The 19,618-nt window shown below is 70.3% G+C and carries 14 protein-coding genes; 9 read left to right on the plus strand and 5 right to left on the minus strand.

Annotated elements, in window-relative coordinates; genetic code table 11:
- Positions 1-144: 144 nt before the first annotated feature.
- Positions 145-990: a helix-turn-helix domain-containing protein gene (locus tag WME85_RS31030; RefSeq protein ID WP_437826529.1), complete on the minus strand. Its 846-nt coding sequence runs from the start codon at positions 988-990 to the stop codon at positions 145-147.
- 596 nt (positions 991-1,586) lie between these two features.
- Between WME85_RS31030 and WME85_RS31035 the strand changes: the two genes are divergently transcribed.
- The gene (locus tag WME85_RS31035) at positions 1,587-2,366 is read left to right on the plus strand and encodes an SGNH/GDSL hydrolase family protein (RefSeq protein ID WP_437826531.1); all 780 of its coding nucleotides are present in this window, start codon (positions 1,587-1,589) and stop codon (positions 2,364-2,366) included.
- Between the two features lie 133 nt (positions 2,367-2,499).
- Here WME85_RS31035 and xylA read toward each other — a convergent pair whose 3' ends face one another.
- Positions 2,500-3,831: a xylose isomerase gene (xylA, locus tag WME85_RS31040; protein ID WP_437826533.1), complete on the minus strand. Its 1,332-nt coding sequence runs from the start codon at positions 3,829-3,831 to the stop codon at positions 2,500-2,502.
- A gap of 132 nt (positions 3,832-3,963) precedes the next feature.
- Positions 3,964-4,722, minus strand: coding sequence for an endo-1,4-beta-xylanase (locus WME85_RS31045; RefSeq protein WP_437842394.1), 759 nt, complete (start codon positions 4,720-4,722; stop codon positions 3,964-3,966).
- A 108-nt stretch (positions 4,723-4,830) separates the two neighbouring features.
- Here WME85_RS31045 and WME85_RS31050 point away from each other — a divergent pair, with 108 nt between their 5' ends.
- From WME85_RS31050 to WME85_RS31060, 3 genes are all read left to right on the plus strand, one after another.
- A complete protein-coding gene (locus tag WME85_RS31050; protein WP_437826535.1) occupies positions 4,831-6,039 on the plus strand; it encodes a hypothetical protein in 1,209 nt (402 codons plus the stop codon).
- 171 nt (positions 6,040-6,210) lie between these two features.
- Positions 6,211-6,816, plus strand: a complete 606-nt coding sequence (locus WME85_RS31055) for a fused MFS/spermidine synthase (protein WP_437826536.1) — start codon at positions 6,211-6,213, stop codon at positions 6,814-6,816.
- Positions 6,817-6,824: 8 nt separating this feature from the next.
- Entirely contained in the window at positions 6,825-8,378 is a 1,554-nt protein-coding gene (locus WME85_RS31060; protein ID WP_437826538.1) for a hypothetical protein, read from the plus strand.
- A 39-nt stretch (positions 8,379-8,417) separates the two neighbouring features.
- Here the strand turns inward: WME85_RS31060 and WME85_RS31065 are convergent, their stop codons facing one another.
- Both WME85_RS31065 and WME85_RS31070 read right to left on the minus strand, forming a co-directional pair.
- Positions 8,418-8,804 carry a VOC family protein gene (locus WME85_RS31065; protein ID WP_437826539.1) on the minus strand — a complete coding sequence of 129 codons (387 nt, stop codon included), beginning with the start codon at positions 8,802-8,804 and terminating at the stop codon, positions 8,418-8,420.
- Between the two features lie 53 nt (positions 8,805-8,857).
- Positions 8,858-9,301 (minus strand): helix-turn-helix transcriptional regulator, encoded by a 444-nt coding sequence (locus WME85_RS31070; RefSeq protein ID WP_437826541.1) that lies wholly within the window; start codon positions 9,299-9,301, stop codon positions 8,858-8,860.
- Positions 9,302-9,400: 99 nt separating this feature from the next.
- On the opposite strand from WME85_RS31070, the gene WME85_RS31075 reads away from it, so the two are divergent.
- The 5 genes from WME85_RS31075 (at position 9,401) to WME85_RS31095 (ending at position 19,588) form a co-directional block, all read left to right on the plus strand.
- Positions 9,401-9,652 (plus strand): hypothetical protein, encoded by a 252-nt coding sequence (locus WME85_RS31075; RefSeq protein WP_437826543.1) that lies wholly within the window; start codon positions 9,401-9,403, stop codon positions 9,650-9,652.
- A complete protein-coding gene (locus tag WME85_RS31080; protein WP_437826545.1) occupies positions 9,642-10,631 on the plus strand; it encodes a VOC family protein in 990 nt (329 codons plus the stop codon). The genes WME85_RS31075 and WME85_RS31080 overlap by 11 nt, the downstream gene beginning before the upstream one ends.
- A gap of 75 nt (positions 10,632-10,706) precedes the next feature.
- Positions 10,707-11,180, plus strand: coding sequence for a hypothetical protein (locus WME85_RS31085; protein WP_437826547.1), 474 nt, complete (start codon positions 10,707-10,709; stop codon positions 11,178-11,180).
- A gap of 547 nt (positions 11,181-11,727) precedes the next feature.
- Positions 11,728-17,298, plus strand: coding sequence for a DUF4215 domain-containing protein (locus WME85_RS31090; protein ID WP_437826549.1), 5,571 nt, complete (start codon positions 11,728-11,730; stop codon positions 17,296-17,298).
- Positions 17,299-17,917: 619 nt separating this feature from the next.
- Positions 17,918-19,588, plus strand: coding sequence for a hypothetical protein (locus WME85_RS31095; RefSeq protein ID WP_437826551.1), 1,671 nt, complete (start codon positions 17,918-17,920; stop codon positions 19,586-19,588).
- The last annotated feature ends 30 nt before the right edge of the window (positions 19,589-19,618 follow it).

Raw genomic sequence — 19,618 nt, forward strand, 5'->3', positions numbered from 1 at the left:
CCCCGTCAAGGCGCCGGGGTCCGCGGCGGGTCGTCCGCGCGCGGCGCGCGCGCAGGCAGATCGTCGGCGAGCTTGTACGCGTCTCGTGCGTTCACTCTCACGTCGATCGGGCCTCCCCTTCCCCACGAGAGACCGGCCGCGCGCTCACCTCTTTCGATACGCGCCAGGCGTCGTTCCGGTGCGACGCTTGAACGCCGTCGTGAGGTGCCCCTGATTCGAGAAGCCACAGGCCAGAGCGATCTCGGCGATGGACAGCCGCTCGTCCCGGAGCATGGTCATCGCCCTCTCGACGCGGCGTGATAGCACATACTGGTAGGGAGTCTGCTGAAAGGCGTGCTTGAACAGGCGCGAGAAATGGTCCGGCGAGTAGCCCACCAGCCCCGCCAGGTCGACGAGCCCGAAGTTCGAGGAAAGCTCGCTGTCGACGAACTTCTCGATCTGAGCGCGCTGGCTGCTCGAGAGGCTCGCGTTGCGCAGCGAGATCTCCGCCTTGGCCCCCGCCCCGTACCGGGCCGAGAGGTAGGAAGCCAGCGCCAGGGAGAGCGACTGCACGTAGACGGCTCCAAAGTACTCCTGCCCCATGGCCTGCGCCTGCAGGCGATGAACCAGGTCGACCACGTGGGCGTCGACGAGACCAAACCGTGGTCCCCGCTCCGGAGCCAGGACGGGAGACGGAGACGAACAGAGAGCTGACATGGACGCCGCGGGGAAGTTCACCGACGTGCACACGGACGGCCGCCCCCGCCACTCGACGCTGTGAAGCCTGGTCCGCCGCGGCAAGAGATCCATCATGCCCGACAGCCGCTCGAAGGAATGCTCCCGAGCCTCTTCCGAGGTCGGCTCCGCGAAGTGAATGGTGACCTGCGACGGGCCTCCCGCCCAGACCAGGACCGCATCCGAATCCGCGGAGAGCCCCTCGAGCCGGCCGCTCTCGGGCACGTGCCCGATGCGGAGAGGCAGCCCGACCCAGTCCGAGCCGGTGAGAGCCACTCCGTACTTTGCTGAAAGCTCCGCGGTCATGCTCGGGATCGCCCCGGAACATCGTCGACGTCGAGCAACAAGGGGTCAAGCGTTTCCTGCACGAGCCTTTTCCCATGTTTTGCAGTGCTCTGCGATGTTTTGCATGAAGCGTGCCCGAGCGCGCACATCGAATCTCTTGCGCCGCGTGATCAAATCCCGCGCGTCGAGATCCTGAAAACCTTCGCCGAGAACTTGAACGACATCGCCGCGAGCGCTGCCTACGCTTCCCGCCACTTCCTCGCAGAGGCCGCGCGGGGGTCTGGCGTCGCGCCGAGCTCCCACAGGGCTTCTGTCTGAAATATAAAATTTCACCCTATCGGTCGCCTGAGACCTGGAGCTCTGCTCACATGTCAACCTTGACCTCTCCGCTCCTCATTCGCCGTGGCGCACTCGGCGCCTTCGCCCGCGGGATTCCGCTCGCGAGCCTTCTCCTCCTCGGTTCCCTGGCCTGCTCCAGCGCTTCGGATGAGCCGTCCGACGGCTCGGGCGGGTCCGGAGGAGCCACGTCCAGCGGCACCTCGGCGGGCACGGGTGGGGCGTCGCAAGGCGCCTCGACCACGAGCGGAGTGGGCAGCACGACGGCGACCGCCGGCTCGGGCGGGCAGGCGCCCGCGGGAGCAACGACGGGGAGCAGCGGTGAAGGCACCGGTGCGAGCACGTCCACGAGCGCGAGCGCGACTTCCAGCGGCTCGGGCACAGGTGGAGGTTCTCCCGATCCAGGGTTCCAGCCGTGCCCCGAGACGGGCCCTTGCAAGGTCCTGCCCCTCGGGGACTCGATCACCTTTGGCCTCGGCTTCGACGGCGGGTACCGGGTCGAGCTCTTCCACCTGGCCCACCAGGATGGCCACGAGATCACCTTCACCGGCACGCAGCAGATGAACGGCCCCGCGATGGTCGACGGCGCGCAGTTCCCGCGCAATCACGAGGGGATCAGCGGAGAGACCATCCAGCAGATCGCCAACCGCGTGCCGACCCCGGCGCTCAGAGACATGCCGCACATCGTGCTGCTCCATGCGGGCACCAATGACATGGTGTCGAGCGCGAACGGCGCCGACGCCCGCCTGGGCGCCCTCCTGGACGAGCTGATCGCCGAGGCGCCGGACGCGCTGATCGTCGTGAGCAGCATCATTCCCCTGCCGTTCGCCGCAAGCTCGGTCAACACGTTCAACGCCGCCATCCCCGGGCTGGTCGAGGAGCGGGCCAGCGCGGGCGCGCACATCATCTTCGCCGATCAGTTCGCGGGCTTCCCCACGTCCGAGCTCGGTGACCAGGTCCACCCCAACCAGGCTGGTTACGCCCGGATGGCGGGCGTCTGGTACGAAGCGATCGAGGGCTACCTGAGGTGAGCCGGCCCGCGGTCGGGCCGGCGGCGAGCGTCCCTCGGGTCAGGCCGACGACCTGAGGGGCGCCCTCGCCCAAAAGAAAACAGCCGGGCGCGCATCGCGCGTCGCCCGGCTGTCGTCCCCTCGGTCGCTCGGCTTACCGGATCCAGCGATTGACGATGTTCTCGTAGAGCTCCTGCTGACCGCTCGTGAGCTTGACCTCACCGCCGGCGTTGCCGAGCTCGGCCAGCTGCTCCAGGGTCAGCTTCCCCTGCTCGAAGTCGGCGCCCTTGCCGTTGTCGAACGACGCGTAACGAGCCTTGCGCATCGACTCGAGCGGCGACTTGCGGATCAGGTCGTCGGCGATGAGGAGCGAGCGAGCGAACACGTCCATGCCGCCGATGTGCCCGTGGAAGGTGTCGACCAGATCCGTCGAGTTGCGACGGCGCTTGGCGTCGAAGTTGACGCCGCCACCCTGGAACCCACCGCTGCGGAGCAGGATGAGCATCATCTCCACGGTCTCGTTGATGCTGTAGGGGAACTGATCGGTGTCCCACGCGTTCTGGTAGTCGCCGCGGTTGGCGTCGATGCTGCCGAGCATCCCGGCGTCCGCCGCGACCTGCATCTCGTGATCCATGGTGTGGCCAGCGAGCGTCGCGTGGTTCGTCTCCAGGTTGAGCTTGAAGTCCTTGTCCAGGCCGTGCTGGCGCAGGAACCCGATCACGGTCTCGGCGTCGAAGTCGTACTGGTGCTTCGAGGGCTCCATCGGCTTGGGCTCGATGAAGAAGGTGCCCTTGAAGCCGCGCGAGCGCGCGTAGTCGCGAGCGATGGTCAGGAAGCGAGCGAAGTGAGCCTTCTCGCGCTTCATGTCCGTGTTCAGCAGGCTCATGTACCCTTCACGGCCGCCCCAGAACACGTAGTTCTCGCCGTTCAGGGCGATGGTGGCGTCGAGGGCGTCCTTGAGCTGAGCGCCGGCGTAGGCGACCACGGAGAAATCCGGGTTCGTGGAGGCGCCGTTCATGTAGCGCGGGTTGGAGAACAGGTTCGCCGTGCCCCACAGGAGCTTGATGCCCGACTGCGACTGCTTCTGCTTGGCGTACTCGACGATGCCCTGGAGACGGCGCGACGTCTCGGCGCGGCTGTCGCCCTCTTCCACCAGGTCGATGTCATGGAAACAGTAGTGCGTGGCGCCCAGCTTGGTGATGAACTCGAAGTTCGCGTCCATCTTCATACGAGCGCGGGTCAGCGCGTCCTTGCCCTCGTCCCAGGGGAAGTTGATCGTCCCCGGACCGAACGGATCGTGCCCACGACCGCAGAACGTGTGCCAGTAGCACACGGCGAACTTGAAGTGGTCCTTCATGGGTTTGCCAGCGACGACTCGGTTGGCATCGTACCACTTGAAGGCGAGGGGGTTGTCGGACTCAGGCCCCTCGTAGGGGATCTTGCCAACACCAGGGAAGTACTCTTTGTCGCCAGTCACAACGGTCATAAACGGATCTCCAGCTGGTGGTCTGCGTGTACCTTATATCAGAGGGCGCCTTCGACAACAGTGTCCGCGACAGCGTCCGCGAGGTAAAATACCGCCGCCCACCGCCGCGCCCGCCCTGCTGCTCGAGCTGGTCTACGGCGGCGGTATGCTTGCAGCGACATGGTACTTCAGCGCGTGATGGCGGACCGTCGGCGTGAGCGACTCGTGAGCGGGGTGCGAGCCCTGCGCGTCCGTCGCCCCGCGAGGCAAGAACTCACCCGCAGCTGACGCCGCCAGCAGCGTTCGCGCAGACGCTACGCTCGAGTACCAGCTGAACGCAGGCTTGTCAAGACTCGTTACAAAGCGCGTAAAGTCGGACACACCGTCCTCCGGCGTCCGGGGCGGCGGGTGGCGCGAGCCACACGGCATCGCCTGTCGTGGGGTCGCAGGTCGGCGCCGCTGCGGAGACGTGGCGATACCGCAGACGGCGGCCTGAAAGGTAGGCCCGGAGCGCCGCTTCCGCGCCTCCTGGTCGCTCAGCGTGATGTGCTCTGACACACGGAGCTGCCGCTGCGGTCCGCGCCCGGGAGGCGGACGGCAGCGCGCTCGACGTCCCGGATGGCCGCGGAAGTCCTCCCCCGCCACGGGGAGCAGCCCCCGCAGCCCGTCCAGCGCGCCATCATAGGCTGGCTTGGCCACGGGATCTCCGTCGTACAGCAACGCGTCGTCGGGCTCGCCGTCGTGGTTGATCCAGGAGTGCTTGTCGGTGAAGTCCCAGAATGTCACCGCCTCGCAGCCGGGCTCGACCACGCAGGCTCCCACGATCTGCTGAAAGGCCAGGCGCTGAGCCTGCCAGCGGCTGTCGCGCGTGCCGGGCATCGGCGAGACCAGGCACGCCTGGCTCGCGCCCATCGTCACGGGCGCCGCTGATCGTGTAGACACGTAGACCGGATCACCGCTTCTTCCGTCGGTAGGTGCCGCGGCGGCGCCGCTCTGCCGCCCGAACCCTGAGGGACAGAGATGACCAACGCAGATCGAGACGGCGAGAGGACGACGGGCATGTGGGCCGGCGGCGGCGAGCGCGACGCGGGCCCGCGGCGTCCGGACCGGCACGGGCGCCCGGACCGGCACGGGCGCCCCGCTGCCCGCGCGATGGCGCTCGCGCTCGCGGCCGGCGCGCTCGGCCTCGGCATGGCCGCCTGCGCGCGCGCCGCCCCGGACGCGTCAGGAACGGCTGCTGCCGGGTCCAGGCCGGCCGCAAGCGCCGCGCCGGTCGCCAGCGCCGCGCCGGCCGCCAGCGCCGCGCCGGCCGCCAGCGCCGCGCCGGCCGCCAGCGCCGCGCCGGTCGCCAGCCCCGCGCCTTCCGCGACGCCCCCGCCCGCGGACGCCGCGGGGTGGCGGGTCGAGAGCTCCCTCGGCGTGCAGATCGAGGTTCCGGCCGGCTGGGCCGTCAACGACTACGGCTGCAACATGAGCCAGGGGCCCACCGTCGTCCGGGCGCAGGGGCCGCAGCGCGATTGCCTGACGCCGGAGACGCCGAGCAAGCAGGTCGCGATCATCGGCCCCGATGCGCCGGATGACGCCATGAAAGGCCCGGGGCTCACGCGGCGTGGCGTGTCGCTCGGCGGCGTGAGCGCCGAGCGCACGGAGGGGCGGGGCGCGGACGGCCGTCATCTCGGCTGGCTGCGGCTCCCGTCGCAGCGTGTCCTGGTCTCGGTGCGGGCCCACGATCCCGAGACCGCACGCCGGATCCTCGACAGCGCGCGGCTGGTCAGCGTCGACCACAACGGGTGTCCCGCCAGGCGCCCCCCGGGGAAGCGCCCCCAGGCGACGCACCCCGGCGCGCGCTCGGCCATGGCCCCCGGCAACCCGAGCTCGATCTCCGTCTGCTACTACGGCACAGACGACGATACGCTGCTGACCTCAGCGCGCCTGTCCGGGCAAGAGGCCGCCGCGCTGGCCGCCGCCTTGAGCTCGGCAGCGCCCGGCCCCAACCCCGACGTCGACCCGAAGGAGTGCCTGCGCCCGCCGGCGCCGCCCCCGGCAGACGCGGTGTTGCTCGTGGAGGACGCCGCCGGCCGCGGCGCTGTCCATGTCGCGTTCTCCGGCTGCACCGGGCGCGGCCTGGACAACGGCGCGCTGCGGGCGCACGTCAACGTGCCGCTGATCAAGCTCGTCATGACCCCCCTGGGGACGGGCTTCACGTTCAACGGCGACCTCGGCCCCTGAAGGATCACGGCGCGGGTCGCGGGTCCAGAGAACCGGAGGCGTGGTGCAGGAAGGAGCATCTCGGCTTGCTGCTCGCTCCGCCGGGGCAGCGCGCGCCGACCGGCTCGCCTCCCGCACGGCGCGTGACGACGCGGACTTTTGCCACTAGACTGGCGGCGCCCTTGTGCACCCATGGCGCTCTGGCTTCGAATCGTGTTCTTCTTCTCCGGCGCGACGGCGCTGGTCTATCAGATCGTCTGGCAGCGGGCGCTCTTCGCCCTGTACGGGCTCGATATCACCTCGGTAACGATGGTGGTCACGGCGTTCATGCTCGGGCTGGGCGCGGGCAGCGCGCTCGGAGGCGCGATCTCACGGGCTCGCCCTGCTGCGGCCTTGCCCGTGTTCGGTGCTGCGGAGATCGGAGTCGGCATCTTCGGTTATCTCAGCCTCGGCCTGTTCGATAGCGTCGCCAGGATCACCGGAGTCATCGGCCACCTCACCACCGGCCTCGTCGCGTTCTTGTTGCTGCTGCTGCCGACGACGCTCATGGGGGCTTCCCTGCCGCTGCTCGTCGGACACGCGGTGTCGCGCTCGGGGAACGTCGGCCGATCGGTGGGGACGCTCTATTTCGTGAACACGCTGGGGGCGTCGGCAGGCGCCTACGTGTCGGTGCGCGCGCTGCTGCCGGCGCTGGGATTGAGCGGCACCGTCGCGGCGTCGGCCTGTCTCAACGTCGTCCTCGGCGTCGCGGTCGTGGTCGGCACACGGCTCGGGGACGCACGCCGGAGGCGCGAATGAGGTTGCCCGTGGCTTGCGTCGCCGCCGGCCTCAGCGGCTTCATCGCGCTTTCCTACGAGATCCTCTGGGTGCGCACGTATGCCTTCGCCGCCGAAGGCCCACCCGACGCGTTCGGTCTGTTCATCGCGGCGTACCTGGTTGGCCTCGCCCTCGGGTCGTTCTTCGCAGGAGAGTACTGCCGGCGAGCGGCGCCCGGTCGTCCCCCGCAACTGGCGATCGTCGGGGTCGTGATGGCTCTTACCAGCTCGGCGGCGTTCCTCGTGATCCCGGCGACGGCCCGCCTGGTCAGCTCGCGAGGTCTGGGGGCAAGCTGGCCCGGCGTGCCAGCGGAATCGACGCTCCCGCTCTTCGCCGTGGGCGCGGCCGGGCTCGGCGCAGGGCTCCCGTTGTTATCGCACTTCGCCATCCCCGCGGACGAGCGGGCGGGCGGCCGCCTCTCCTATGTGGTTGTCGGCAACATCGTCGGCTCGGCGCTCGGCAGCCTGGCGACGGGCCTCTGGCTGCTCGACGCGATCTCCCTGCGCGGCCTCAACACCGCCCTGGCGACCGCCGGGTCGGCGCTCGGCGCGGCGCTCGTGGTCGCCGAGCTCACCAGGCCCCTCTCGAGGGTGGTCCTCGGCGCCACGGCGGCGCTCCTCTGCGGCCTCTTCGCGTGGTCTTCCCCGGCGCTGCACGATCAGCTGTACGAGCGGCTCCTCTACAAGGACGAGTTCGTGACGGGCGAGCGGTTCGCCCACACCGTCGAGGGGCGGAGCGGCGTCGTCAACCTGACGACGAGCGGGGTCGTCTACGGCAACGGCTCGTACGATGGGCAGACGAACATCGATCCAATTCCGCGTCCGGACGACAACCGCGTGCTGCGCGCCTACCTGGTGCCGGCCTTCCACCCTCGTCCTCGGGAGATCTTGATGGTCGGGCTGGGCGCCGGCGCGTGGCTGCAGGTGCTGGCCAACCTCGACGAGGTCACGCGGATCACCGTGGTCGAGATCGACCCTGGGTACGTCGAGGTGATGCGCCAGACTCCCACGCTGGCCAGCGCTCTCGAGAACCCGAAGGTGGAGATCGTCATCGACGACGGGAGGCGCCATCTCGGGCGAGCGTCGCGGCGGTTCGACGTCATCATCCAGAACACGATCGTCTACTGGCGCGCCCACGCGGCGAACCTGCTCTCGCGCGAATACCTCGCCATGTCGCGCGGGCGCCTCGCGCCCGGGGGGATCCTCTACTTGAACGCGACCTACTCGGCTGCCGCCCAGAAGACCACGGCGATGGCGTTTCCGTACGCCATGAGATACCAGAACATGCTCATCGCGTCGGACGAGCCGATCACGATCGACCGCGGGCGCTTCGAGCGGAAGCTCGATCAGTGGCGGATCGACGGGCGGCCAGTCCTCCCCCCGGGCGTGCGCGCCGCGGAGCTCGACCTGCTGCGAGAGCAGGACTGGCGCGGGATCCCCACCTGGGAGGGCCGTGAATCCATCCTGCGCCGCACCCAGGATCAGCCCGTGATCACGGACGACAACATGGCGAACGAGTGGTGGGACCTGGACACCTATCCCTGAGCGGCCTGGCCCCTGCGGCCCGCGAGCTCGGGGCAGGCGCTAGATCGGCTGATAGAGCTGGATCAGGTTCCCACACGTGTCCGAGAACACCGCGATCATGACCGGGCCCATCGGCGTGGGCTCCTGGGTGAACGCCACCTGGTGCTCCTTGAGGCGCGCGAACTCGGCCTGAAGATCCGTCACCTCGAACGCGGTGAGCGGGATGCCCTGCGCGAACATCGCCTGCTGGAACGTCTTCGCCGCCGGGTTGGCGTTCGGCTCGAGCACGAGCTCGACGTCGTCCGGGCCCTCGGGCGAGACCATGGTGATCCACCGGTACTCGCCGACCGGGAAGTCGTGCTTCTTCTTGAAGCCGAGCACCTCCGTGTAGAACTTCGCCGCTCGCTCCTGATCCTCGACCATGATGCTGTTGAGCTTGATCCTCATCGACGCCTCGCTGAGCTTTTGGTTCGCGGCCGACTCTGCCAGGGCCGCCCGGGTCAGGCTTCTCGAAAACTGCGAAACGCACCCGGCGGGAGCCGCCCCATCAGGCTGAAGCACCCCGGGATGAGCTCCCACGGGAGCCTCCCGGGCACCTGGACCATCGCGCGCAGCCGCCGCCGGTACGCCGAAGGCGGCACGCCGATCCGCTGCGCGAACAGGGCGCTGAAGCTGCCGAGGCTGGAGAACCCGACCTCCATGCACACGTCGGTCACCGAGTGCTGCCCGGCCGCCAGGAGCTGCTTGGCCAGATCGAGGCGCCGGCGGATGCGGTACTGGTGCGGGGTCAAGCCGAACACCGCCTCGAACTGCCGGATGAAGTGGTAGGGAGAGATCGCCGCCTCCCGCGCGACGTCCTCGATCGACATCCTCGACTCCTGCACCTCCGAGAGCAGATCCCTCGCCCGGCAGAGGTTCCTCAGCGCGTCGCGTCCCAGCAGCATCGTCCGTGCCCACGGTAGGGCGCGACGGCGGCGGGCACAAGCGACCCGTTCGGAACGTCGCGCTCGCAGCGCCTGGCCGCGCCTGTCAGCGTCCGGTCGGTGATCCGCGTGGCGCTCGAGCGCATCGCCACGTCGTGCGGCTACGCCGTGCCGCTCATGGCCTACGAGGGCGAGCGGGACACGCTGTCGAAATGGGCGGAGCGCAAGGGGCCGGAGGGCCTCTCGCGCTACCGGCTGGAGAAGAACACGAGGAGCATCGACGGCCTGCCGGGCTTGCCCCCGCCGCCCGGAGATGCGGGCGGCCCGATGCCCGGAGCCCCTTCAGGAACAGGTGACGTCCATGGGTCATGACATCAATCATCTGCACCATGTCGGTCATGTCGTGAGCGACCTCGAGGAAGGCCTCGTGCTCTATCGGCGGCTCGGCTTTCACCTGTCGCCGCCTGCCTGCCCCACGCTGTCGCTCAGGGAGGGCGAGCCTCCCCGGCCGATCGGCGCGGCGAACACCCACGCCAACTTCCCGCGCAGCTTTGTCGATCTCATGAGCTGCGTCAGCGACGAGGATCCCGACCGGCTCCCGCGCGGCATAAGGCGCATCCCCATCCAGGCTCCTCCGGAGCACCTGCCGCGGATCACCGCGGCTATCCGCAGCACGGTTGCCAGGGTCGCCTCGTGCCTCGCGCGCTTCCAGGGCCTGCACATCCTCGTCTTCGAGACGTCCGACGCCGACGCCACCGCCGGCCGGCTGAGCGCGGATGGCGTCCGTCACGGGGGCGTCAACACCGTTCGTCGCCCGATCGACACCGCGAGCGGGACGCGGATGGAGCCGACCCGCCTCCTCGAGATCGACAGTGATGAGCCGGAGGAGGCCAGCGCAGGCCGCGTGTCCGAGGGGAGGCTCGCGGTCGCGGAGAACCCGGCGGCGGAGGCGCTCGAGGCGCAGCTCGACCTCGACCACCCGAACGGCGCGGTCGATCTCGTGGGGTCCGTGCTCTGCGTCGCCCGGGCCGCCTTATCGGACGTCGAACGCCGCTACGAGAAGTACCTCGGCCGCCCCGCGCGGGCCGACGGGCCGACGCGCGTCTTCGAGCTCGAGGGCTCCCAGGTCACCCTCGTCGCCGACGCCGACCTGGACACGCTCCTGCCCGGCGAGCGGGCCCCCGCGCTCCCAGCCTTCGTCGCCTACGCGGTCGCGGTGCGCGACCTCGGCGCCGCGCGGAGGCTGCTGGAGGAGAACGGCTTCCCGCTGCGGCGGTCGGCGGCTGGCGACCTCTTCGTCCCGGCCGCCGCGGCGCTCGGCGCCGCGGTCGTCTTTCGACAGGCTCACTGAGCACGCCCGCGGCAGGCCAGCCGAGCGAGGCCGCCGGGCGGCGATCACGTCAAGGTGACTGCTACCCTGTCGTCCATGCCTCGAGCACTTTGCACGATCACCCTCCTCCTCCTCGTCTATCCGATCGCCAGCTGCGTCGACCCCGAGGAGGAAGACTGTTACGACTGCGGCCCCTGCGGCTTCGTGGGCGGGCCGAATCCGACGAACGTGATCTTCGTCGACGGGGTCGGCGTCGACGACACGGGAGCCCCGGCCGTCGCGCTGCTGCTCGCCAAGGCCGGCCAGTGCGCCTCTGACGGCGCGGACAACTTCTGGCTGCGGCCCGCCGACGGTTCCTTCACGCTCGAGCCGCGGGGCGAGCGCGGTGGGCTCGACACGTCGCTCGTCAACTACAATGGCTCCGTCTACCGCTGGAGGGGTCGCGACCTCACGATGACGTTCCAGCGCACGGAGACCGAGCTAGTCCGCTTCACCTTCATCGACACGGGCGCCGCCACGACGATCGGCTGCGTCGCCGGAGAGGCCACGATCGACTGCGCGCTGGAGTGACGCCCCCGCGGGAGCCCCGCTGGTCGAGGAGCATGACGACGGGCGCGTGGCCTTTCGCATCGACGGCGACGGCCAGGTGAAGGCCGCGATCGTGCCCAGATCCATCGGGCCGCAGTGACGGCACCTGCCCAGCGCTTCGCCAGCCGGCGCGCGCCGGCGCGCGGCGCGCGGCGCGCGGCGCGCACCGCGATCCTTTGCGTTCCAACGATCCCTCGGCCGCCGGCGAGGGCACCATTGTCAAGCGCGAACGGGGTTGTGACGCCCGGCGCCTGCCCGGCGACCTCAGAAGCTGACAGGAAGCAGCCGAGTCCGCCCCGCGCCGCGTCGCGCAACGTGCGTCATTCGTCCGCGGCGCTCGTGGAATCCGCCGCGGAAAGACGTCGTGAGCTCTGGTGGAATCCGCCGCAGAAGACGTCGTGAGGAAGAGCCGAGTGGAGCAGGATGGAGTGATTTTCGGCTAGAGGTGCGAGGGGCGCCCGATCTACCCTGCGCCGGGGTCGTCGACTTCCTGCCCGAGCGCAGTCGCTCGTGTTCGTCGAGGTGCGTCGTGAGTTTGAGAACGTCTTATCTGGCTTTGGCGGTGGGATTACTGCAAGTAGCTGCCGCCTGCGGAGGGGATGCCCCCTCCACGGGCGGCGAAACAGGCGTGGGCGGCGCGGGGAACGGCGCGGTCTCCGGCGCCGGCGCGGCTGCCGGCACCGGCGGCGACGACTTCGGTGTCGGCGTCGGCACCGGCGGCGAAGGCGGCGGGCCGGACCCCTGCGCCGGCGACGACCCGCCCCCCGAGTGCGAGTTGCCGCAGGAGCCAGCGTGCGGCGACGGCGAGATCAACCAGGCCAGCGAGGCGTGCGACGACGGCAACAGCCTGCCCGGCGACTGCTGCTCCGGTCTGTGCGAGATCGAGCCCTACTGCGCATGTCCCACGCCCGGCGAGCCGTGCGTGCTGACCATCGCGTGCGGCGATGGCGTGCTCGATCCGGGCGAGTTCTGCGACGACGGCAACACCGCCGATGGCGACGGCTGCAGCGCCGACTGCTTCTTCGTCGACCCCTCGTACGTCTGTCCGGTGCCCGGCCAGCCGTGCAGGCGGCTCTACGACTGTGGCGACGGCCGCGTGAACGGCTCGGAGGAGTGCGACGACCTCAACGAGGCGTCCGGCGACGGCTGTAGCGCCGACTGCCGGCGCGAGCCGGGCTTCGTCTGCTCGAGGCCGGGGCAGCCCTGCGAGCGCGTGCCGGTCTGCGGCAACGGCGACAAGGAGACCGGCGAGCAGTGCGACGACGGCAACGCCGCCAGCGGCGACGGCTGCTCGAGCCTCTGCCGGCAGGAGTCGTTCTATACGTGCCCCACCCCGGGAGAGCCCTGCGAGCTGCAGATCCGGTGCGGCGACGGCGCGGTCGACCCCGGCGAGCTCTGCGACGACGGCAACACGCTGAACGGCGACGGCTGCAGCGCCGACTGCAGGGTGCTCGACCCGCTCTTCGTTTGCCCCGAGCCGGGCGAGCCCTGCATCCGGCTTTACCGCTGCGGTGACGGCCGCGTGAACAGCGGCGAGCAGTGCGAAGACGGCGACGACCCGCCCGCGTCCGGCGACGGCTGCAGCGCGGAGTGCATGCGCGAGCCGGGCTACGTGTGCCCGAGGCCCGGGCAGGCGTGCGAGCTCCTGCCCGTCTGCGGCAACGGCGCCAAGGAGACCGGCGAGCAGTGCGACGACGGCAACGTCGCGAGCGGCGATGGCTGCTCGAGCCTGTGCCGGCAGGAGGCGTTCTATTCCTGTCCGATCCCCGGGCAGCCCTGCCAGCTGCAGCTCCGGTGCGGCGACGGCGTGCTGAACCCCGGCGAGATCTGCGACGACGGCAACACGGCGAGCGGCGACGGCTGCAGCGCGGACTGCGGCGCGGTGGAGACGAATTACGTGTGCACCACGCCGGGCCAGCCCTGCGTCGTCCCGTTCCGGTGCGGCGATGGCCGCGTGAACGGCTCGGAGGAGTGCGAGGACGGCGACAGCCCGCCCGCGTCCGGCGACGGCTGCAGCGCGACGTGCATGCGCGAGGAAGGGTATCAGTGCAGCCGGCCCGGCCAGCCGTGCACGCGGCTGCCTGCCTGCGGCAACGGCGCCAAGGAGACCGGCGAGCAGTGCGACGACGGCAACACCGCCGGCGGCGACGGCTGCTCGAGCCTGTGCCGGCAGGAGGCGTTCTACACCTGCCCGACCCCGGGGCGGCCCTGCGTGCTGCAGATCCGCTGCGGCGACGGCGTGGTGAACCCGGGCGAGGTCTGCGACGACGGCAACACGGCGAGCGGCGACGGCTGCAGCGCGGACTGCAAGACGGTGGAGAGCTCGTATGTGTGCCCCGAGCCGGGTGAGCCCTGCGTCCTCCTCTACAGGTGCGGCGATGGCCGCGTGAACGGCTCGGAGGAGTGCGACGACGGCGACGACCCGCCCGCGTCCGGCGACGGCTGCACGGCCGCCTGCCGGCTCGAGGACGGCTGGATCTGCAGGCCGGGCCAGCCCTGCACGCGAAGGACGTATTGCGGCGACGGCGTGGTCCAGCCGGGCGAGCAGTGCGACGACGGCGGCGAGGCGAGCCCCGTCGGCGGCGACGGTTGCACGCCGCAGTGCAAGCTCGAGCTCGGCTGGACGTGCCCGCCGACCGGCGGGCGGTGCACCCCGCCTGCGCCGCCCGTCTGTGGCGACGGCGTGATCGGCGGCACCGAGGTGTGCGACGACGGCCAGAAGCCGCCCGCGTCCGGCGACGGCTGCAGCGCCGACTGCCAGCTCGTCGAGGACGGGTGGGATTGCTCGCGCGTCGGGTTCCCGTGCAAGACGATCTGCGGCGACGGGATCAAGATGGGCGCCGAGCAGTGCGACGACGGCGATCTCTTCCCGGGCGACGGCTGCGACGAGACCTGCAAGATCGAGCCGGGCCGGGTGTGTGACGACGGCGAGCCCCAGGATTGCCTGGGCTTCTCGGTCTGCGGCGACGGCATCGCCGAGGGCACCGAGGTCTGCGACGACGGCAACGACAACTGGCGAGACGGCTGCACGCCGGACTGCAAGCGCGAGCCGAACTGCCCGCTCGGCGCGTGCGTCTCGGAGTGCGGCGACGGCATCCTCCTGCCCGGCGACGCGACCGAGCAGTGCGATGACGGCAACAACGAGAGCGGCGACGGCTGCTCCGCCGACTGCAGGGTCGAGGCGGGCTACGTCTGCGCCGTCGCGCCCACCGAGATGCGGCTGCCGATGGTCCTCCGCGACTTCATCGGCTACTGCCCGACGAGCAACACGTTCAGCTCCACGGCCAACGGCGCCTGCGACGCCAACCAGAGCGATGCGCTCCGCGGGCACCTCGACTTCGAGATCAGCCCCGACGGCGCGCAGATCGACGGCACCGTCGCGACGACGCTCGACGCCGACGGCAAGCCCGTGAACGCCCGCGGAACCGGCACGCTCACGCCGAGCGCCGCGAACGGCTGGACCACGGGGCAAAACAACTTCCAGTGGTGGTACCGGGACAACCCCAACTTCAACAGGACGATCACCACCACGATCGACCTCGTCGAGACGAGCCCCGGGAACTTCGTCTACGAGCGGAGCCCGTTCTGGCCGCTGGACCTCACCCCGCCCGGCGGGGATCCCGTGCTCGAGAGCCTGGTCGCCAGCGGCCTGGAGCTGGTGCAGAACGGCGACGGAGGCCAGAGGCACAACTTCTACTTCACGAGCGAGGTCCGCTACTGGTTCCAGTTCAACTCGGACCCGAGGGCGGCCGACCCGGTGCTCACGTTCTACGGTGACGACGACGTCTGGGTGTTCATCAAGAACACGCTGACCGCGGACATCGGCGGCATCCACCAGCGCAACCAGGAGAGCGTCACCATCCTCGACAACGGCACCGCCCGCGTGACCCCCTGCACCGAGACCAACTGCCCGACGCGCGCGCCTTACACCGTCAACCTGGGCCTCGAGAACGGCAAGGTCTACGAGATCGCGGTGTTCCAGGCCGAGCGCCACGTCACCGGGTCGAACTACCAGCTCACGCTGGCGGGCTTCAGCGCCGGCACGTCGGTCTGCACGCCGCAGTGCGGGGTCGACCCGCCGGTCGTGACGCCCGGTGAGGAGTGCGACGACGGCACCGCGAACGGGACGGGCTACGGCAAGTGCAACAACTGCCAGCTCGGCGCGTACTGCGGCGACGGCGTGAGGAACGGCCCCGAGGCCTGCGACAACGGCGTGAACAACAGCACGTACGCCAACGCCTCTGGCGCCTGCGCGCCGGGGTGCGTGGCCCCGCCCCGCTGCGGCGACGGCGCGGTCAACGCTCCGTTCGAGGCGTGCGACCTCGGCGCCGGCAACACGGCGAGCGGCTACGGCGGCTGCACGACGTCGTGCGACATCGGGCCGTACTGCGGCGACACGATCCGCAACGGCGCCGAGCAGTGCGACGACGGCATCAACGACGGCACCTACGGCACCTGCAACCCGACCTGCACGCCGGCCCCGAAGTGCGGCGACGGCCGCGTCGACGCGGACTGGGGCGAGGAGTGCGACGACGCGGACGACCCGTACTGCGTGGCCTGCCAGCTCGGCGAGCACTGCGGCGACGGGGTGGTGCAGCCGGAGTTCGACGAGGAGTGCGACGACGGCGTCAACGACGGCGGGTACGGCCAGTGCAACCGCTCGTGCGTGCTCGGGCCCCGCTGCGGCGACGGCATCGTCCAGCCCGAGGACGAGAGCTGCGACCTCGGCGACGGCAACAACACCGGCGCTTACGCCGGGTGCACCGCCAGCTGCAACTACGCGCCGTACTGCGGCGACGGCATCAGGAACGGCCCCGAGGGGTGCGACGACGGCGTGAACGACGGCGCGTACGGCACCTGCAACCCGGGCTGCACGCCGGCCCCGAAGTGCGGCGACAACCGCGTCGACGCGGACTGGGGCGAGGAGTGCGACAGCGCCACCGACCCGTACTGCATCAGCTGCCACATCGCCTCGCAGTGCGGTAACGGCGTCACGCAGCCCGAGCTCGGCGAGGAGTGCGACGACGGCGTGAACGACGGCGGGTACGGCCAGTGCGGCCCCTCGTGCGTGTTCGGGCCGCGCTGCGGCGACGGCATCGTCCAGCCCGGCGAGGAGCAGTGCGACCTCGGCGACGGCAACAACACAGGCGCTTACGGCGGGTGCACCCCCACCTGCCGCTACGCGCCCTACTGCGGCGACGGCGTCAGGAACGGCCGCGAGTCGTGCGACGACGGCGTGAACGACGGCACCTACGGCACCTGCAGCCCGGGCTGCCTGCCGGCCCCGCGGTGCGGCGACAACCACGTCGACGAGGACTGGGGCGAGGAGTGCGACAACGCGGCCGACCCGAGCTGCGCGAGCTGCCGGCTCGGCGCGCACTGCGGCGACGGGGTCGTTCAGTCGCAGTTCGGCGAGGAGTGCGACGACGGCATCAACGACGGCGGGTACGGCCAGTGCGGCCCCTCGTGCGTGTTCGGGCCGCGCTGCGGCGACGCCATCGTCCAGCCCGAGGAGGAGGAGTGCGACCTCGGCGAGGACATGAACAGCGGCGTCTACGGCGGGTGCAACGTCATCTGCCAGTACGGGCCGTACTGCGGCGACGGCATCGTCAGCGGCGCCGAGACGTGCGACGACGGCGTGAACGACGGCGTGTACGGGAGCTGCCTGCCGAACTGCACCCCCGCGGCCAGGTGCGGCGACAACCACACGGACGAGGAGTGGGGCGAGCAGTGCGATCCCCCGAACGCGGCGACGGGCTGCAGCAACAACTGCCGCCTCGGCGCCCAGTGCGGTGACGGCGTCGTGCAGCCGGGCGAGCAGTGCGACGACGGCGTGAACGACGGCGGCTACGGCCAGTGCGGCCCGCGCTGCCAGCTCGGCCCGCGCTGCGGCGACGGCATCCGCAACGGCACCGAGCAGTGCGACGACGGCGACGGCCGCAACACCGGCGGCTATGGCAAGTGCGCGCCGGGCTGCGTCTACGGGCCGTACTGCGGCGACGGCAAGCTGCAGAGCGCGTACGAGACGTGCGACGACGGCAACCGCATGGGCGGTGACGGCTGCAGCCTGACCTGCCAGTACGACAGCATCCCCAACTAGCCTGGCGCCAGCGGGCGCGCGGGGAGCAGGCCTCGTCCGAGGCCTGCCCCCGCGAGCTCACCGCCCGCTCCCCTACCCTCCCTCGATACAACCGCTGGCGCGGCCCCCGGCCGGCTGAGCCCCTACGGGCGCCCGAGGGCTCCCCGCATCACGCTGTCGTCGACGAGCGGCGCGAGCTCCGCGCGCGTGCGCGGGGTGCGGGGTGCGGCCGGTCTGCGCGGCGACCGAGGGCTCCTCTTCCTCGAGGACGTCCAGGATGTCGGGCACCAGCGTGCCCTGCAACCGCTCGTCCTCCCAGACCTGCTCCAGCACGGAGGGCTCGACGCCGATCGCGTCCGAGATCCTCGGCCAGACCGCCTCTGGGTCACGACGCGGTAGAACGTCTCTGTCACCTTGAAGAGGACACGAATCTCCAACTCATATGCAGCATGCGTCTCATGCAGGTTGTGCATATCGCCTCGATCGCACGGCCCCGCGCGCCGAACAGGCACCATGGCAAGAAAGCGACGTTGCGTGTCACGACACCGGTGGCATCTTTGGCGACCACGAGATGGGAGTCACGATGAACATGCTTGATATCCGGAGACACGCACGGCGGATTGCCTCGATCGCATCGTTCATGAGCCTGATGCCCGCGGGGTGCACCGGCTCCGGCTCGGAGCCCACGGACGGCGCTGACCCCAGCTCGGCGCCGGCGGCGGTCGCGGTGGACACCGCCGATCTGCGCGAGAGCCTCCGCGTCCATGGGTCGGATGGATCCCTCGTGTCCGACGCCGCGCTCGAGGCCGAGTGCGATTGGCCGAGCACGGTCGCGCTCGTCGTGGACCAGGCGTTCCATGCGCCCCTCCAGGCGGAGCTCGCGCGCCTGTCCGACGACATCGAGGAAGAGCTCGATGTCTGCGTGGTGACCGAGCTCGTGGACACGTCCAGCACGACGGCCCGGCAGGTCCACGCGCGGCTCCAGGGCCTGCACCAGCAGGCGGGCCTGATCGGCAACCTCTTGATCGGCGACATCCCGCACGTATGGCTCGGCGATCTGGTCGTCGGCGGGGTGAATTACACGTACATCACCGACGCGTTCTACGAGGTGCTCGACGACCAGTACTGGCAGGACCGCAACCACAACGGCGTCTACGATCGAGAGGGCGACATCGTGTCCGGCCCCGAGAACGACGTCTCTTACGACGCGCTCACCGTCGACCGGCGGCGCCAGGTGTGGAGCGGCCGGCTGACGCCGCCGGCGGTGCTGCCCTTGACCGAGCGGGTGGCGCAGCTCCGGGCGTACCTCGATCGCAACCACGCCTACCGCACCGGCGCGAAGAGCTACGGCTCCCGCGTGGTCTTCTACAACAGCCTCGGGCAGAACGGGGACCCCGGCGACGGAGAGCTCAGCCAGGCTCAGGTTCAGCAGCAGGCCAGCGATTTCTACTCGGCTGGGTGGCTGTTCACGCAGCCGCCGGCCCAGGGGCTGTCGACGGTCTGGTCGCCGGACATCGCCACCCAGCGCCAGCTCTGGCTCTCGCGGCTGAACGAGACCAGCGAGTACGCCTTCGTGAACGTGCACGGCACGTCGAGCTCGCAATGGCTGGGGGGGTCGACGTACCTGTTCGGCAGCGACTATCAGGCAACGCCGCCGCGCGCGCTCCTGATCGATCTGCAATCGTGCACCAACGGGTACTTCGCGGATCCGGACTACATGGCCGGCTGGCTCCTGTTCTCCGGCGAGGCGCTCGCGGTGCGCGCCTACACGGATCTCGTCTTCGTCGCCGGGGATCCGACCCCGTCCCCCCAGCTCCAGCTGCTGGCCCATGGCCTCACGCTGGGCGAGATCCGGCAGGCGACGACGCCGCTCAACATCGACGTGCTGCTCGGCGATCCGACGCTCCGGCTGCGCCCGCGCGGCACAGGCGGCGCCACGGTCGCGGTGAGCGAGCCGGAGCTCGTCTTCCCGCCGATCTCGTCGTACGCGGTCACCATTCCGCACGTCGCGGAGCGGTTCGTCACGCTGACGAACACCGGCTCGGCGCCGGTCAGCCTGTATTACCTCCAGGAGCAGTGGGCGTCGTGGGGCGGGCTCGGCGCCGTGCTCGAGCCGAGGTTCATGATCGACCCCGCCGACGTCATCACCTTCCCGGTGACGCTGGCGCCCGGCCAGAGCCGACAGCTCCGCGTGTACTTCACGGCGGATGTCCCGCCCTATGCTGGAGACTACCGCTGGGAGGCCGTGTTCTACACCAGCAGCCCGACCCAACCCTTCGTGTCGTTCCGCGCTTCGCGGACGCTTTACTGAAGGTTTCGCGCCCGGATCGCGTTGACCCCC

This window comes from Sorangium sp. So ce1153 (genome assembly GCF_051521595.1).
Lineage (GTDB): Bacteria > Myxococcota_A > Polyangia > Polyangiales > Polyangiaceae > Sorangium.